This window comes from Pseudomonas sp. P105 (genome assembly GCF_032614175.1).
GTDB classification, from domain to species: domain Bacteria; phylum Pseudomonadota; class Gammaproteobacteria; order Pseudomonadales; family Pseudomonadaceae; genus Aquipseudomonas; species Aquipseudomonas rhizophila.
The window spans coordinates 5,464,109-5,479,318 of sequence record NZ_CP126693.1; the positions used below are offsets into that span (position 1 = coordinate 5,464,109).

Annotated in this window: 14 protein-coding genes; 11 read left to right on the top strand and 3 right to left on the bottom strand. The window is 61.8% G+C overall.

Going from position 1 to position 15,210, the window contains the following annotated elements:
- Positions 1-73: 73 nt before the first annotated feature.
- From miaB to lnt, 5 genes are all read left to right on the top strand, one after another.
- Complete coding sequence (gene miaB / locus QOM08_RS24505; RefSeq protein ID WP_316912254.1) at positions 74-1,402, top strand: tRNA (N6-isopentenyl adenosine(37)-C2)-methylthiotransferase MiaB; 1,329 nt, start codon at positions 74-76, stop codon at positions 1,400-1,402.
- A gap of 215 nt (positions 1,403-1,617) precedes the next feature.
- A complete protein-coding gene (locus QOM08_RS24510; RefSeq protein ID WP_047229508.1) occupies positions 1,618-2,628 on the top strand; it encodes a PhoH family protein in 1,011 nt (336 codons plus the stop codon).
- Complete coding sequence (ybeY, locus tag QOM08_RS24515) at positions 2,621-3,079, top strand: rRNA maturation RNase YbeY (RefSeq protein ID WP_047229507.1); 459 nt, start codon at positions 2,621-2,623, stop codon at positions 3,077-3,079. Before QOM08_RS24510 ends, ybeY begins: the two co-directional genes overlap by 8 nt.
- A 40-nt stretch (positions 3,080-3,119) precedes the next feature.
- Positions 3,120-3,959 carry an HlyC/CorC family transporter gene (locus QOM08_RS24520; RefSeq protein ID WP_025215634.1) on the top strand — a complete coding sequence of 280 codons (840 nt, stop codon included), beginning with the start codon at positions 3,120-3,122 and terminating at the stop codon, positions 3,957-3,959.
- A gap of 27 nt (positions 3,960-3,986) precedes the next feature.
- The gene (lnt, locus tag QOM08_RS24525; protein ID WP_316912255.1) at positions 3,987-5,510 is read left to right on the top strand and encodes an apolipoprotein N-acyltransferase; all 1,524 of its coding nucleotides are present in this window, start codon (positions 3,987-3,989) and stop codon (positions 5,508-5,510) included.
- 141 nt (positions 5,511-5,651) lie between these two features.
- Here lnt and QOM08_RS24530 read toward each other — a convergent pair whose 3' ends face one another.
- Positions 5,652-6,413, bottom strand: coding sequence for a YdcF family protein (locus QOM08_RS24530; RefSeq protein ID WP_139049086.1), 762 nt, complete (start codon positions 6,411-6,413; stop codon positions 5,652-5,654).
- Positions 6,414-6,516: 103 nt separating this feature from the next.
- Positions 6,517-6,837: a hypothetical protein gene (locus QOM08_RS24535; RefSeq protein WP_047229504.1), complete on the bottom strand. Its 321-nt coding sequence runs from the start codon at positions 6,835-6,837 to the stop codon at positions 6,517-6,519.
- A gap of 293 nt (positions 6,838-7,130) precedes the next feature.
- Here QOM08_RS24535 and leuS point away from each other — a divergent pair, with 293 nt between their 5' ends.
- The 5 genes from leuS to QOM08_RS24560 all read left to right on the top strand — a co-directional run bounded on the left by leuS (position 7,131) and on the right by QOM08_RS24560 (position 13,349).
- Complete coding sequence (gene leuS / locus QOM08_RS24540; RefSeq protein ID WP_047229503.1) at positions 7,131-9,737, top strand: leucine--tRNA ligase; 2,607 nt, start codon at positions 7,131-7,133, stop codon at positions 9,735-9,737.
- An 88-nt stretch (positions 9,738-9,825) separates the two neighbouring features.
- Positions 9,826-10,431 (top strand): LPS assembly lipoprotein LptE, encoded by a 606-nt coding sequence (lptE, locus tag QOM08_RS24545; protein WP_107321820.1) that lies wholly within the window; start codon positions 9,826-9,828, stop codon positions 10,429-10,431.
- Positions 10,432-10,470: 39 nt separating this feature from the next.
- On the top strand, positions 10,471-11,508 hold the full coding sequence (gene holA / locus QOM08_RS24550) for a DNA polymerase III subunit delta (RefSeq protein ID WP_139049085.1): 1,038 nt from the start codon (positions 10,471-10,473) through the stop codon (positions 11,506-11,508).
- Positions 11,509-11,788: 280 nt separating this feature from the next.
- Entirely contained in the window at positions 11,789-11,953 is a 165-nt protein-coding gene (gene arfA / locus QOM08_RS24555) for an alternative ribosome rescue factor ArfA (RefSeq protein WP_047229500.1), read from the top strand.
- Between the two features lie 73 nt (positions 11,954-12,026).
- Positions 12,027-13,349, top strand: coding sequence for a lytic murein transglycosylase (locus QOM08_RS24560; RefSeq protein ID WP_160893619.1), 1,323 nt, complete (start codon positions 12,027-12,029; stop codon positions 13,347-13,349).
- 130 nt (positions 13,350-13,479) lie between these two features.
- On the opposite strand, the gene QOM08_RS24565 is transcribed toward QOM08_RS24560, so the two are convergent.
- Complete coding sequence (locus QOM08_RS24565) at positions 13,480-14,418, bottom strand: LD-carboxypeptidase (RefSeq protein ID WP_139049083.1); 939 nt, start codon at positions 14,416-14,418, stop codon at positions 13,480-13,482.
- A 56-nt stretch (positions 14,419-14,474) separates the two neighbouring features.
- Between QOM08_RS24565 and QOM08_RS24570 the strand changes: the two genes are divergently transcribed.
- A complete protein-coding gene (locus QOM08_RS24570) occupies positions 14,475-14,693 on the top strand; it encodes a nucleoid-structuring protein H-NS (RefSeq protein WP_316913259.1) in 219 nt (72 codons plus the stop codon).
- The last annotated feature ends 517 nt before the right edge of the window (positions 14,694-15,210 follow it).

Genomic DNA, 15,210 nt, shown 5'->3' on the forward strand with positions numbered 1-15,210 from the left:
CGCGCAGCGGTAGGAACCGGGTGACTTGTTCCCTATAATGCGCGGTTCTTTGAATCACGTGATGACTCCGTCCATGGCCAAGAAGCTTTACATCGAAACCCACGGTTGCCAGATGAACGAGTACGACAGCTCGCGCATGGTCGATCTGCTGGGTGAACACCAGGCCCTGGAAGTCACCGCCCGTGCCGAAGACGCCGACGTGATCCTGCTCAACACCTGCTCCATCCGCGAGCGCGCCCAGGACCGGGTGTACTCCCAGCTCGGTCGCTGGCGTGAACTGAAACTGGCCAACCCGGAAATGGTCATCGCCGTGGGCGGTTGCGTGGCCAGCCAGGAAGGCGCTGCCATTCGTGATCGCGCACCGTACGTGGACGTGGTCTTCGGCCCGCAGACCCTGCACCGCCTGCCCGAAATGATCGACGCCGCGCGCAGCACCAAGCTGCCGCAGGTAGACGTCTCGTTCCCGGAAATCGAAAAATTCGACCACCTGCCCGAACCGCGCATCGACGGCCCAAGCGCCTACGTGTCGGTGATGGAAGGTTGCAGCAAGTACTGCACGTTCTGCGTGGTGCCCTACACCCGGGGCGAAGAAGTCAGCCGGCCGTTCGACGACGTGATTGCCGAAATCATCCACCTGGCGGAAAACGGCGTGCGGGAAGTGACGCTGCTGGGGCAGAACGTCAACGGCTATCGCGGCCTGACCCACGATGGGCGCCTGGCCGACCTCGCCGAGCTGATCCGCGTGGTGGCGGCCGTGGAGGGCATCGACCGTATCCGCTACACCACCTCGCACCCACTGGAGTTCTCCGACAGCCTGATCCAGGCCCATGCCGAAGTGCCTGAACTGGTCAAGCATCTGCACCTGCCGGTGCAATCGGGCTCCGACCGGATCCTGGCGGCCATGAAGCGCAACCACACGGCGCTGGAGTACAAATCCAAGCTGCGCAAACTGCGGGCGGCGGTGCCGGGGATCTGCATCAGTTCGGACTTTATCGTGGGTTTCCCCGGCGAAACCGAGAAGGATTTCCAGCAGACCATGAAGCTGATCGAAGACGTGGGTTTCGATTTTTCCTATTCCTTCGTCTACAGCCAGCGTCCCGGCACTCCGGCCGCCGATTTGGCGGACGAGACACCAGAAGAGGTGAAAAAAGAACGGCTCAACGCCTTGCAACATCGCTTGAACCAGCAAGGTTTCGAGATCAGCCGACAGATGGTCGGCTCCGTCCAGCGGATTCTGGTGACCGATTACTCGAAAAAAGACCCGGGCGAATTGCAAGGGCGGACCGAAAACAACCGCATCGTCAACTTCCGCTGCGACACTCCGGCCCTGATCGGTCAGTTCGCCGACGTCCACATCGATGCCGCGCAACCGCACTCGTTGCGCGGTTCGTTGGTCCAGTGACACAAAGTTTCGTGTGGGAGCGAGCCTGCTCGCGATAGCGGCGTGACAGTCAATATCGATGTTGAATGTGACGCCGCTATCGCGAGCAGGCTCGCTCCCACAATGGGTTGCGCCAACCCTGTGATCAGATTCGCCTCTTTAAGAGCTTTCGCACCCAGCCTACTGGCGTTATCCTTGATTTCATCTTAATTGCCCCAGGGCGGCTAAAAACGACCTTGAACGCACCCATCGAACCACATCGTTTCATTCTCGAGCCCTTTGAGGCTCGCCGCTTCGCCAATCTGTGCGGGCAATTCGACGAGCATCTGCGCTTGATCGAACAGCGCCTGGCCATCGAGATCCGCAACCGCGGAAACCAGTTCGAACTGATCGGCGAACCCAAGCACACCTCCTCCGCGGAAAACCTGCTGCGCCGCCTCTATCGGGAAACCAAGGGAAGCGAGTTGTCGCCGGACACCGTCCACCTGTTCCTGCAGGAGTCGGCACTCGAAGAACTCGAGAACCACGCTCCGTCGGAACCTGCCGTGGCCTTGCGCACGAAAAAAGGCATGATTCGCCCTCGCGGCTTGAATCAGCAGCGCTACGTGAAGGAAATCCTGGGCAACGACATCAACTTCGGCATCGGTCCGGCCGGTACCGGCAAGACCTATCTGGCCGTGGCCTGCGCCGTCGATGCGCTGGAACGCGAACAGGTGCGCCGTATCCTGCTGGTGCGTCCGGCGGTTGAAGCGGGGGAAAAACTCGGTTTCCTGCCCGGCGACCTGGCCCAGAAAATCGACCCGTACTTGCGTCCGCTGTATGACGCACTGTACGAAATGCTCGGCTTCGAATACGTCGCCAAGCTGATCGAACGCCAGGTCATCGAGGTCGCGCCGCTGGCCTACATGCGTGGCCGTACGCTGAACAACAGCTTCATCATCCTCGACGAAAGCCAGAACACCACGGTCGAGCAGATGAAAATGTTCCTGACCCGGATCGGCTTCGGCTCCACCGCGGTGATCACCGGGGACATCACCCAGGTCGACCTGCCCCGCGGCACCAAATCCGGGCTGAACCATGTGATCCAGGTGCTCAAGGACGTGCCGGGCATCAGTTTCACGCATTTCATGCCCAAGGACGTCGTGCGCCATCCATTGGTGCAGCGCATCGTCGAAGCCTACGAGCGCTTCGAGAATCATCAGGATGAGCTGGCGACCGCTGAGAAGGGCAATCGCCACGATGCTTGAACTTGACCTGCAACTGGCCAGCGAACGCCCCGCTCCCAGCGAGGCTCAGTTACGCCAATGGTGCGAGCTGGCCCTGCGCCAGCGCAGCGCCGACTCGGAACTGACCATCCGCCTGGTGGACGAGCCCGAAGGCCGCGAGCTGAACCACACCTGGCGGCAGAAAGACTACGCCACCAATGTGTTGTCGTTCCCCGCCGACGTGCCCGACGAACTGCTCGACATTCCGCTGCTGGGCGATCTGGTGATCTGCATCCCGGTGGTGGAGCGCGAAGCGGCCGAACAAGGCAAGACCGCTGAGGCCCACTGGGCCCATCTGGTGATTCACGGCTGCTTGCATCTATTGGGTTACGACCATATAGAAGATGACGAAGCCGAGGAAATGGAATCGCTGGAACGAACGTTGCTTGCAGAGCTGGGTCACCCCGACCCCTACGCCGGCGACGAACACTGATACATCAACCTGTAACGACAAAGGATTCAGAGTAATCGCTATGAGCGAAGATCGATCGAGCAACGGGCAGAAGTCATGGCTGGGCAAGCTCACCCAGGCTTTTGCCCATGAGCCGAAAAACCGCCAGGAGCTGCTGGAGCTGCTGCGCGATGCACACCAGAACAAACTGCTGGACAGCGAAGCGCTGGCCATCGTCGAAGGCGCCATCCAGGTCGCTGACCTGCAAGTGCGGGACATCATGGTCCCCCGTTCGCAGATGGTCAGCATCAAGGCGACCCAGACACCTCGCGAATTCCTGCCCGCCGTGGTCGATTCCGCTCACTCGCGCTACCCGGTAGTCGGCGAGAGCCATGACGACGTCATGGGCGTGCTGCTGGCCAAGGATCTGCTGCCGCTGATCCTTCAGGAGAACGGCGACAGTTTCAACATCAAGGACTTGCTGCGCCCGGCCACCTTCGTGCCCGAGTCCAAGCGCCTGAACGTGCTGCTGCGTGAATTCCGCGCCAATCACAACCACATGGCCATCGTCATCGACGAATACGGCGGCGTGGCCGGGCTGGTCACCATCGAAGACGTGCTTGAGCAGATTGTCGGCGACATCGAAGACGAGCACGACGTCGAGGAAGACAGCTACATCAAGCCGCTGCCCAGCGGCGACTTCCTGATCAAGGCCCTGACGCCGATCGAGAACTTCAACGAGTTCTTCGACAGTCAATTCTCCGACGATGAGTTCGACACCGTCGGCGGCCTGGTGATGAGTGCTTTCGGGCACCTGCCCAAGCGCAATGAAACCACGGAAATCGGTTCCTGGCGCTTTCGCATCCTGAACGCCGACAGCCGTCGGATTCACTTGCTGCGCCTGTCACCCATTGCCCGATAAACCCTGCGAGACCCGCTAAGGACACACATGCGCTGGACAACCCGCCCCGGCTGGCCCGGTAACCTGCTGGCCATGGCGGCTGGCGCGATCACCACCCTGGCCCTGGCGCCGTTCGACATCTGGCCGCTGGCACTGCTGGCGGTCGGGCTGTTCTATGCCGGTCTGCGCGAGCTTTCACCGCGCCAGGCCCTCGGCCGTGGCTGGTGCTTCGGTTTCGGCCTGTTTGGCGCCGGCACCAGCTGGATCTACGTCAGCATTCACAACTTCGGCGGCGCCTCGGTGCTGCTCGCCGGTTTCTTGATGCTGCTGTTCATCGCCGCCATTGCCTGGTTTTTCGCCCTGCCCGCCTGGCTCTGGGCCCGGTGGTTGCGGCGTAACGAAGCTCCGCTGGCCGACGCCTTGGCCTTCGCCGCCCTGTGGCTGGGCCAGGAAGCCTTTCGCGGCTGGTTCCTCACCGGGTTTCCGTGGCTGTATTCCGGTTACAGCCAACTTGACGGCCCCTTGGCCGGCCTCGCGCCGCTGGGCGGGATGTGGCTGATTTCCTTCACCCTGGCCCTCACCGCCGCGCTGCTGTACAACGCGCCACGGTTGATCCGCGCCGGGCGCAAAGGCTTTATCGCAGCGGGCGTGATCCTGCTGATCGGCCCGTGGGTCGCCGGCATGGCGTTCAAAGACCATGCCTGGACCAGCCCTTCGGGTGATCCGCTGAGCGTCGCGGCGATCCAGGGCAACATCGAACAAAGCATGAAGTGGGACCCCGAGCAGCTCAACGCGCAACTGGCGTTGTACCGCGACATGAGCTTTGCCTCCAAACGGGTCGACCTGCTGATCTGGCCGGAAACAGCTGTGCCGGTGCTCAAGGAGTCTGCCCAGGGCTATCTGGACATGATGGGCACCTTCGCCGCCGAGCGAAATTCGGCGCTGATTACCGGCGTTCCGATTCGCCAACTGGTGCACCAGCAGAAGCGTTACTTCAACGGCATCACCGTGACCGGTGAAGGTGACGGCACTTATCTGAAGCAAAAACTGGTGCCATTTGGCGAATATGTGCCGTTGCAGGACATTCTGCGGGGGTTGATCGCGTTCTTCGATCTCCCCATGTCGGACTTTGCCCGGGGCCCGGCCGACCAGTCTTTGCTGCAAGCCAAGGGTTACCAGATCGCGCCGTTCATCTGCTATGAAGTGGTCTACCCGGAGTTCGCCGCTGGCCTCTCGGCGCGCAGCGACCTGCTGCTGACCATCAGCAACGACACCTGGTTCGGCACCTCGATCGGCCCGCTGCAACACCTGCAAATGGCGCAGATGCGCGCCCTGGAAGCCGGTCGCTGGATGATCCGCTCCACCAACAACGGCGTCACCGGCCTGATCAACCCCTTCGGCCAGATCACCGCACAGATCCCGCAATTCGAGCGTGGCGTGCTGTACGGCGAAGTGGTGCCGATGCACGGGCTGACGCCCTACCTGCAATGGCGCTCGTGGCCGTTGATCATCGTGTGCGTGTTGCTGCTGGGCTGGGCGTTGATGGCGGGACGGATGGCCAAGACGGTTTAAGGTTGCTCGTTCCCACGCTCCGCGTGGGAATGCAGCCCGTGACGCTCCGCGTCATTGGTGGCCGACGCCAGCCCGCCTTGGAACGCAGAGCGTCCCTTGAGGCGTGCCCACGCAGGAGCGTGGGAACGATCCGGGAACACTTCAACGATAAAACAACCTATACCCCACCTGCCCCACCGCCTCGTTCATCAACTGCCCCGATTGCCAGATCGACTTGAACTCCGGCATCCAGCCGCCCAGCGGGCGGGCATTGTCCTGCCCCAGAAAGCCCACCGGTGCAGGAACCACTTCAAACCCCGAGCGCTCGAAACTCCAGACTGCCCGTGGCATGTGCGACGCATGGGTCACCACCACGACTCGTCTGATGCCCTGCGGCAGCAACATCTCGGCGCTCATCTGGGCGTTTTCCCAGGTCGTGCGACTGCGCCCTTCCTGCCAGCGCACGGTGACACCAAAATCATCGAGCATCGAATCGGCCATCAATTTCGCTTCACTCGGCGGGGAGCCATAGTGCAAGCCGCCGCTGGTCAGCACCGGCAATCCCGATGCCTTGGCCAGTCGCGCCGCATACCGCTGGCGCTCCAGACCGATGCCGGTGGGCTGGTCGGTACCCCAGGCCAGGTCACCGCGATCGCGGCCCGAACCAAGCACCACGATGGCATCGGCACGTTGCGCCAGCGTCACCCATTCGCTGCGAGGCAGCGGTGGCTCGCGCTCCAGCGCCTTGGCGCTCCATTGCACCACCACAGGCAAACTCATCAGCCAGAAACCGCCCACCCCTGCAATGAAACACAGGCGAGCCAGGCGCGGCCGGGAGTTGCGCCACCACCAGGCAAGCACCAACAACAGCAAAAGAATGCCGGGCGGCAATAAAAGTTGTTTGATGAAATAGCGAAACGGCATCGGGCATCTCCATAGATGCCCGAAGCCTAGGTGGGTTGACGCAAAGCGACAACAGATTCGAAATAACCTTGAACCAAAAAAAGCGACAAGCGTGAATCCGGCTTTACTTGAACTGCAGTGACCGGACTTTTACAGCATCCCTGGTGGGCGTCCGATCCTTGAGCCATACAACCTTGGCCGAACGGGGCGTATCGAGGCGCTTGAGTAGCTGAGCCCCACTTGTGGGGGCTTGATGCCCGACCTGCTCAAGGTAAGCCTTGACCAGCTCGAACTCTGCGGGGGTCAAGCCACGCAGTTCCAGCTCTGCCGGGCGTTCATCGCGCAAGCGACCGGCGGTTCTTGCAGCGTCCAGGGCCACCCCGAGACGATCGATCAGTTTTTCGTACAACTCAGGTGTAGTTACTTTACGTTGTGATTCAACCATCCCTCACCTCATTGAAGATAAGACTCACTCCCCATTGAGAAGCTTAGCTTCGCTGGGCAAACCGGCAGGGCGCCGCGACCAACGGCCCTGAACAGCGGCCGTCACCGGGTATCGACAATGCCCCGGCACGCAATCAGGGTTTCCCTCGGCAGAGCACGGTCATGTATGCTACGGCGCTTCCTGTAACTCCACTTCCAGCTCGGCTGGGCATCGAAAACGCCGCATCAGGCGTCGTCTGCGTCCAGCATGGCAACGAAGAGGATTGGGCCACCCCATTCAGTACAAAAGTAGCCATGCACGAACACTATCAGCCCCGTGAAATCGAAGCCGCCGCCCAGTCGTTCTGGGACGAGCAAAAGTCCTTTGAAGTCAGTGAACAGCCAGGCAAGGAGACTTACTACTGCCTGTCGATGTTCCCTTACCCCAGCGGCAAGCTACACATGGGGCATGTGCGCAACTACACCATCGGCGATGTGATCTCCCGCTACCAGCGCATGCAAGGCAAGAATGTCCTGCAACCCATGGGTTGGGACGCTTTCGGCATGCCGGCGGAAAACGCCGCGATGAAGAACAACGTGGCCCCCGCCAAGTGGACCTACGAAAACATCGCCTACATGAAGACCCAGCTGCGCAGCCTGGGCCTGGCGGTGGACTGGTCCCGCGAGGTCACCACCTGCAAGCCTGATTACTACCGCTGGGAACAATGGCTGTTCACCCGCCTGTTCGAAAAAGGTGTGATCTACCGCAAGAACGGCACCGTGAACTGGGACCCGGTGGACCAGACCGTACTGGCCAACGAGCAGGTGATCGACGGTCGCGGCTGGCGCTCCGGCGCGCTGATCGAAAAGCGCGAAATCCCGATGTACTACTTCAAGATCACCGCCTACGCGGATGAACTGCTGGAGAGTCTCGACGAGCTGACCGGCTGGCCTGAACAGGTCAAGACCATGCAGCGCAACTGGATCGGCAAGTCCCGGGGCATGGAAGTGCAGTTCCCCTACGACGTCGCCTCCATTGGCGAAGCGGGCAATCTGAAAGTCTTCACCACCCGTCCGGATACCCTGATGGGCGCCACCTATGTCGCCGTGGCCGCCGAGCATCCGCTGGCGACCCTGGCCGCCCGCAACAACCCCGAGCTGCAGGCGTTCATTGCCGAATGCAAAGGTGGCAGCGTCGCGGAAGCCGATGTCGCCACTCAAGAGAAGAAAGGCCTGCCGACCTCGCTGTTCGTCGAGCATCCGCTCACCGGCGAAAAACTCCCGGTATGGGTCGCCAACTATGTGCTGATGCACTACGGCGACGGCGCCGTCATGGCTGTTCCGGCCCACGACGAGCGCGATTTCGAATTCGCCCACAAGTACAACCTGCCGATCAAGGCCGTGGTGCGTACCAGCGCCGGTGACCAGACCCCGGCGCCATGGCAGGACGCTTATGGCGAACACGGCGAACTGATCAACTCCGGCGAGTTCGACGGCCTGGACTTCCCCGGCGCGTTCGACGCCATCGAAGTGGCCCTGATCAAGAAAAACCTCGGTGCCTCCCGCACCCAGTTCCGCCTGCGGGACTGGGGCATCAGCCGCCAGCGCTACTGGGGCTGCCCGATTCCGATCGTGCACTGCGATACTTGCGGTGACGTACCGGTACCGGAAGATCAACTGCCCGTGGTCCTGCCCGAAGACGTGGTACCCGACGGCGCCGGCTCGCCCCTGGCGCGCATGCCCGAGTTCTACGAATGCAGTTGCCCGAAATGCGGCGCGCCGGCCCGGCGTGAAACCGACACCATGGACACGTTCGTCGAGTCCTCGTGGTACTACGCCCGCTACGCCTCGCCGCACTATGAAGGCGGCCTGGTGGAAAAATCCGCGGCTGACCACTGGTTGCCGGTGGATCAGTACATCGGCGGCATCGAACACGCCATTCTCCACCTGCTCTACGCGCGCTTCTTCCACAAGCTGATGCGTGACGAAGGCCTGGTGAGCTCCAACGAGCCGTTCAAGAACCTGCTGACCCAAGGCATGGTGATCGCCGAGACTTACTATCGTCGCGAAGCCAACGGTGCCTACACCTGGTACAACCCGGCCGACGTCGAACTCGAACGCGACAGCAAAGCCAAGGTCATCAGCGCCAAACTGATCGCCGACGGCCTGCCGGTGGAAATCGGCGGCACCGAGAAGATGGCCAAGTCGAAGAACAACGGCGTCGACCCGCAGTCGATGATCGACCAGTTCGGCGCCGACACCTGCCGCCTGTTCATGATGTTCGCCTCGCCACCCGACATGAGCGCGGAATGGTCCGACTCCGGCGTCGAAGGTTCGCACCGCTTCCTCAAGCGCGTCTGGCGTCTGGCTCAAGCCCACGTCACTCAGGGCCTGCCGGGCAAACTGGACGTCGCCGGCCTGAACGACGAGCAGAAAGCCGTTCGCCGTTCGATCCACCTGGCCATCAAGCAGGCCAGCCATGACGTCGGCCAGAACCACAAATTCAACACCGCCATCGCCCAGGTGATGACGCTGATGAATGTCCTGGAAAAAGCCGCGCAAGGCACCGAACAGGATCGCGCACTGGTTCACGAAGGTCTGGAAGCCGTGACGCTGCTGCTGGCTCCGATCACGCCGCACATCAGCCACGAGCTGTGGAACCGCCTGGGCCACGCTGACCCGGTGATTGACGCCAGCTGGCCGGTGGTGGACGAAACCGCGCTGGTGCAGGACAGCCTGACCCTGGTCATCCAGGTCAACGGCAAGCTGCGCGGCCAGATCGAAATGCCAGCCGCCGCCACTCGCGAAGAAATCGAAGCCGCCGCACGGGCCAATGAAAACGTGTTGCGCTTCGTCGATGGCCTGACGATCCGCAAAGTGATCGTCGTGCCCGGCAAACTGGTCAACATCGTCGCAAGCTAATTGGATCGGGCGCCGGCTTGGGCCGGGCGCCGAATATAACCTGCGGGGCCGCACTGTCGAGCCATAGGGTTTCAAGGGGAGCAACAAGATGATCAAACGTAATCTGCTGGTAATGGGCCTGGCGGTCCTGTTGAGCGCCTGCGGCTTCCAGCTGCGCGGCACCGGCACCACCGAGCTGGCTATCACGGAGCTGGACCTCAGCGCCCGGGACGCTTATGGCGAGACCGTGAAGATGCTGCGCGACTCACTGGAAAACAGCGGCGTGAAGGTCTACAACGGCGCGCCGTACAAACTGGTGCTGACCAGTGAACAGCAAAGCCAGCGCAGCCTGAGTTACGCCGGTGCCGGTCGCTCGGCCGAGTACGAACTCAACAACGTCCTGAGCTATGAGATCCGCGGCCAGAACAACCTGGTGCTGCTGGACGACAAACTGCAAGTGCAGAAGGTCTACCTGCACGATGGCAACAACATCACCGGTTCCGACCAGGAGTCGAGCGAAGTGCGTGTCGAAATGCGTCGTGACCTCGTGCAACGCATGATGCTGCGCCTGCAACAACTGAGCCCAGCCCAACTGGACCAGTTGCAGCAGACCGCCGACGCCCGCGCCAAGGCAGAAGCCGACGCACTGGAAGCGGCACGCAAGGCTGAAGCGGAAACCCCGCAACAGTCGCCGATGCAAATCCCGTCTGAATAAGCCTTGCGGGGCGCTCCGGCGCCCCGCTCGCCTTCTCTTATGAAGCTCGCTCCCGCCCAACTCGGCAAACACCTGCAAGGCGCCCTCGCGCCGGTCTACATCATCAGTGGCGATGATCCGCTGCTGTGCCAGGAAGCCGCCGACGCCATTCGCTCTGCCGCCCGTCAGCAAGGCTTCGACGAACGCCAGGTGTTCGCCGCCGACGCCAGTTTCGACTGGGGCACGCTGTTGCAGGCTGGGGCGAGCATGTCGCTGTTCGCGGAAAAACGCCTGCTGGAGCTGCGCTTGCCATCCGGCAAACCCGGTGACAAGGGCGCCGCTGCGCTGATCGAATATTGCTCACGGCCGGCTGAAGACACGGTGTTGCTCATCAGCCTGCCAAAACTCGACGGCAGCGCGCAAAAAACCAAATGGGGCAAGGCCCTGGTTGAAGGTCAGCAGACCCAGTTCGTACAGATCTGGCCGGTGGACGTCAGCCAGTTGCCCAGCTGGATCCGCCAGCGCCTGTCCCAGGCCGGCCTGTCGGCCAGCCAGGATGCGGTGGAACTGATCGCCGCCCGGGTCGAAGGCAACCTGCTGGCCGCCGCTCAGGAAATCGAAAAGCTCAAGCTGATGGCCGAGGGCGGGCAGATCACCGTGGAAACGGTACAGGCCGCCGTGGCCGACAGTGCGCGTTTCGATGTGTTCGGGCTGACCGATGCGATCCTCAACGGTGAAGCCGCCCACGCCCTGCGCATGCTCGAGGGCTTGCGGGGCGAAGGCGTCGAGCCTCCGGTGATCCTCTGGGCCCTTGCCCGGGAGCTGCGCCTGCTGGCCAACCTGTCGCTGCAATACAGCCAGGGCGTACCACTGGACAAGGCCTTCAGCCAAGCCAGGCCACCGGTGTGGGACAAACGCAAGCCGCTGATGAGCAAGGCCCTGCAACGCTACTCGGCACCGCGCTGGGCACAACTGCTGCTCGAAGCCCAGCGCATCGATGCGCAGATCAAAGGTCAGGCGGCGGGGTCGCCATGGATGAGCCTGAGCCGCTTGTCGCTTTTGATGGCTGGGCAGCGGTTGGCCTTACCTGCCGAGTAAGCCATTTCTTCCGACCCACAGAGCTTTTTGTGGGGAGGATGTTTTCTGTGGCAAAGATGCTTTTGTGGCGAGGGAGCTTGCTCCCGCTGGGGCGCGTAGCGGCCCTGTTTTTTGGGGCTGCTGCGCAGCCCAGCGGGAGCAAGCTCCCTCGCCACAAAAGCTCTCCAGCCACAATTCCCCTCGCCATCCTTGAAATTTCCTACGCAAAGCAGGGACTGGACAGCCCCCCAACTCTGCCGCATGATTTGCTCCACAAAACCACCCCACGAGAGATCCCATCATGAGCAAAAAGCCATCCAAGCATGGCCCCAACAAGGCCAAATCCATCATCGCCCAGCCCCTGTTCCGCAGCCGCCAGGAACGACCCGCCAAGGGCAAAGGCAGCTACCGCCGCGAAGCCTTCCAGTCTGACAACTGGGAGGCTTCTTGCTTTGTGGCGGCTTGAAACACCCGGACCAGCCCTATTCTCCTTTGCGCATGATAAGGTCAGCATCTGATTTGTTTATCTGGACCCGTGCATGCCCTTTTGTCTTTCCCGTCGTTGGCCCCTGCGCCAATTGATTGCAGCCACAAGCGTCGTTCTGCTTGTCGCCTGCGCAGAAAAACCTACCGCCGCCGACGCCCAACCGCTCAAGACCGTCCCTGCCGTGCCTGCTCCAGCCATCGTGCCGCCCGTGGTCCCGACCGGTGACAACCTGGTCATCGCCCCCACGCAAACTTTCGCCGAATGGCAAGCCGGTTTTCGCAAGCAAGCCCTGGCCGCGGGAATCCGTGCCGACCTGTTTGATCGCGCCTTTATCGGCGTCAGCCCGGACATGAGCGTCATCAAAGCCGACCGCAGCCAGCCGGAATTCAGCCGTCCGGTGTGGGAATACCTCGATGGAGCGCTGTCGCCGCTGCGAGTACGCCGGGGCCAGACACTGGTCCAACAGCATGCCGACATCCTGCAAAGCATCGAGCAGCGCTATGGCGTCGACCGCCAGGCCTTGGTTGCGGTGTGGGGCATGGAAAGCAACTTCGGTCAGTTCCAGGGCACCAAGTCGGTGATCAACTCCCTGGCGACCCTGGCCTATGAAGGGCGGCGCCCGGGGTTTGCCCATGCGCAGCTGATCGCCGCACTGCAGATCCTGCAAGACGGCGACATCGCTCCGGAAAAAATGCTCGGCTCCTGGGCCGGAGCCATGGGCCAGACCCAGTTCATTCCCACCACGTACAACACCCACGCGGTGGATTTCGATGGTGACGGCCGCCGCGATATCTGGGGCAGCGCCACCGACGCCCTGGCCTCGACCGCACACTACCTGCAAAGCTCTGGCTGGCAGCGCGGACAGCCGTGGGGCTTCGAGGTACGACTCAGAGAAGGGTTCGACTACCCGCTGGCCGATGGCGCGATCCGCAAACCCGTCTCCGAATGGCTGCAACTGGGCGTCAGCCTGCCCAACGGCAGCCAGGTCCCAGCCGGCGCCGAACACTTGTCGGCAGCCCTGCTGCTGCCGGCCGGCTATCGCGGGCCGGCCTTCCTGGTGCTCGATAACTTCCGCGCCATCCTCAAGTACAACAATTCCTCGTCGTACGCCCTGGCGGTGAGTTTGCTGTCAGAACGCTTCGCCGGCGCGGGGCTGATCAGCGGGCAATGGCCCAAGGACGATCTGCCCTTGAGCCGTAGCGAACGCTTTGAACTGCAAACCTTGCTGGGCAAACACAACTTCGACGCAGGCACGCCCGACGGCATCATCGGCGCCAACACCCGCAAGGCCATACGCAGCGCCCAGCAGTCGTTCGGCTGGCCCGCGGATGGGTATCCGACGCACAAGCTGCTGGAAGGGTTGCGTAACCGCTGATTTGCCTTATGGCGGCTACCGCCATCGCGAGCAAGCTCGCTCCCACAGTTGACCGCGTTCTTTCAGAGAAACGCGGGGCCAATGTGGGAGCGAGCTTGCTCGCGATGACTGACCATCAGGCAACAAAAATCTAACCCCTGACCACCACATCCTGCTCCAGCACCAACCTCTTCTCCCCCGCATCCAACGTCACCAACGCGCCCATGGGCAACGTCAGGTTCGGGTCGCAATGCCCACTGCGCCAGCCGGACAACACCGGGATACCAAACGGCTCGAAGGTCTGCTGGAACAGTTTGTTCAACGCCTCAAGGTCCACCCCGGCGACATCCCCCAGCAATACACCCCGCAGCTTTGCCAGCGTGCCAGCCAGCCGTAACTGGGTCAGCAGACGGTCGATGCGGTAAAGCGGCTCGTTGATGTCTTCCACCAACAGGATCACGCCTTCGGCGTCGATTTCATAGGGCGTGCCCATGGTCGCGGCAATCATCGACAGATTGCCCCCCAGCAAACGCCCGCAGGCGATGCCGGGTGCGACGGTAGTCAATGGATAAGCTGCGGGATGGCTCAGCACACTGCCGGCCTTCAACTGCCCACGCAACAGGCTGAAAAAAGAAGTGACGGTGGAGGGTTCCTTGTCGCCGAGAAGATCGGCGTTGAGCAACGGGCCATGAAAGGTGACGAACCCTGCATAGCGGCTGATGGCCAGGTGCAAGGCGGTGATGTCGCTGTAGCCGACGAAGGGCTTGGCGTTGCGCCGCAACAGGTCGAAATCGATGCGATCCAGCAAACGCGGGGTGCCGTAGCCGCCGCGCAGGCAAATGATCGCTTTTACTTCTGGGTCGGCGAAGGCGGCATGCAGGTCGTTGAGGCGTACTTCGTCGCTGCCGGCCAGGTAGCCGTCCTTTTCGTACACACCTGGGAATATACGCAGCTCATGGCCCCGGGCGCGCATCCATTGGATGGCTTTGTCCGTTTCCAGGTTTGCTGGACCGGCGGGGGCGATCACGGCGATCAGGCCTTCGGTCGGGAGTGCTGGGACGGGGTGATGTGGGTTTAGGGTGGGTTCCATGGGTTTCCCGGTCTTTTTGATCGTGTGTATATCCGTTGCTGCGGTAACGGCTACTTATGGTTCCGCTCTTACAGCGGGTCACTTTCGAAAAGCGCGAAAGTAACCAAAGCGCTCTGCCCCACCACTCGGCACCTCGCTTAGGCTCGGTGTGCCCGAACGAAGGCATTGCTCCGTGGGCCCGCCGCGAAGGGCCATCCATGGCCCAGCGCGGCTATCCCGGCATCCATGCCGGGATGCCCACTGCGCAATACCTGCGTTCGGCCAGCGTGGTTTAACGGGGCGTCAAGATCAAGATCAAGATCAAGATCCAAAGCAAAGCAAAGCAAAGCAAAGCAAAGCAAAGCAAAGCAAAGCAAAGCAAAGCAAAGCAAAGCAAAGCAAGAGCTGGGCATGTCCAGCATCTATGTGGCTGAACCACCACTATCGCGAGCAGGCTCGCTCCCACACTTGATCTTCAGCAGCCACAAAACTCATGTAAACCGCAGACCCACTGTGGGAGCGAGCCTGCTCGCGATGAGGCCAGCAAAGCCAGTATCCATGTATCTGAACCACCGCTTTCGCGAGCAAACCCGCTCCCATAGGGGAAACGCAATACCCCCAAACCAGGCCGGCTGTCAGGCCGCCTCGCGGTGGACGTTGATCTGGGGCGCCCCGTTAACCACGCTGGCTGAACGCAGGCATTGGTTCGTGGGTAACCCGGCATGGATGCCGGGTTAGCCGCGCTGGGCCATGGATGGCCCTTCGCGGCGGGCCCACGAACCAATGCCGGAGTGAAGGCATGCCGAGCCTAGG

Coding starts and splice junctions, on each gene's coding strand:
- QOM08_RS24520 (WP_025215634.1), top strand. CDS start 3,120: ATGAGCGAAGATCGATCGAGCAACGGGCAGAAGTCATGGCTGGGCAAG.
- leuS (WP_047229503.1), top strand. CDS start 7,131: ATGCACGAACACTATCAGCCCCGTGAAATCGAAGCCGCCGCCCAGTCG.
- ybeY (WP_047229507.1), top strand. CDS start 2,621: ATGCTTGAACTTGACCTGCAACTGGCCAGCGAACGCCCCGCTCCCAGC.
- QOM08_RS24560 (WP_160893619.1), top strand. CDS start 12,027: ATGCCCTTTTGTCTTTCCCGTCGTTGGCCCCTGCGCCAATTGATTGCA.
- holA (WP_139049085.1), top strand. CDS start 10,471: ATGAAGCTCGCTCCCGCCCAACTCGGCAAACACCTGCAAGGCGCCCTC.
- QOM08_RS24570 (WP_316913259.1), top strand. CDS start 14,475: ATGGTTCCGCTCTTACAGCGGGTCACTTTCGAAAAGCGCGAAAGTAAC.
- QOM08_RS24530 (WP_139049086.1), bottom strand. CDS start 6,413: ATGCCGTTTCGCTATTTCATCAAACAACTTTTATTGCCGCCCGGCATT.
- lptE (WP_107321820.1), top strand. CDS start 9,826: ATGATCAAACGTAATCTGCTGGTAATGGGCCTGGCGGTCCTGTTGAGC.
- miaB (WP_316912254.1), top strand. CDS start 74: ATGGCCAAGAAGCTTTACATCGAAACCCACGGTTGCCAGATGAACGAG.
- QOM08_RS24565 (WP_139049083.1), bottom strand. CDS start 14,418: ATGGAACCCACCCTAAACCCACATCACCCCGTCCCAGCACTCCCGACC.
- QOM08_RS24535 (WP_047229504.1), bottom strand. CDS start 6,837: ATGGTTGAATCACAACGTAAAGTAACTACACCTGAGTTGTACGAAAAA.
- arfA (WP_047229500.1), top strand. CDS start 11,789: ATGAGCAAAAAGCCATCCAAGCATGGCCCCAACAAGGCCAAATCCATC.
- lnt (WP_316912255.1), top strand. CDS start 3,987: ATGCGCTGGACAACCCGCCCCGGCTGGCCCGGTAACCTGCTGGCCATG.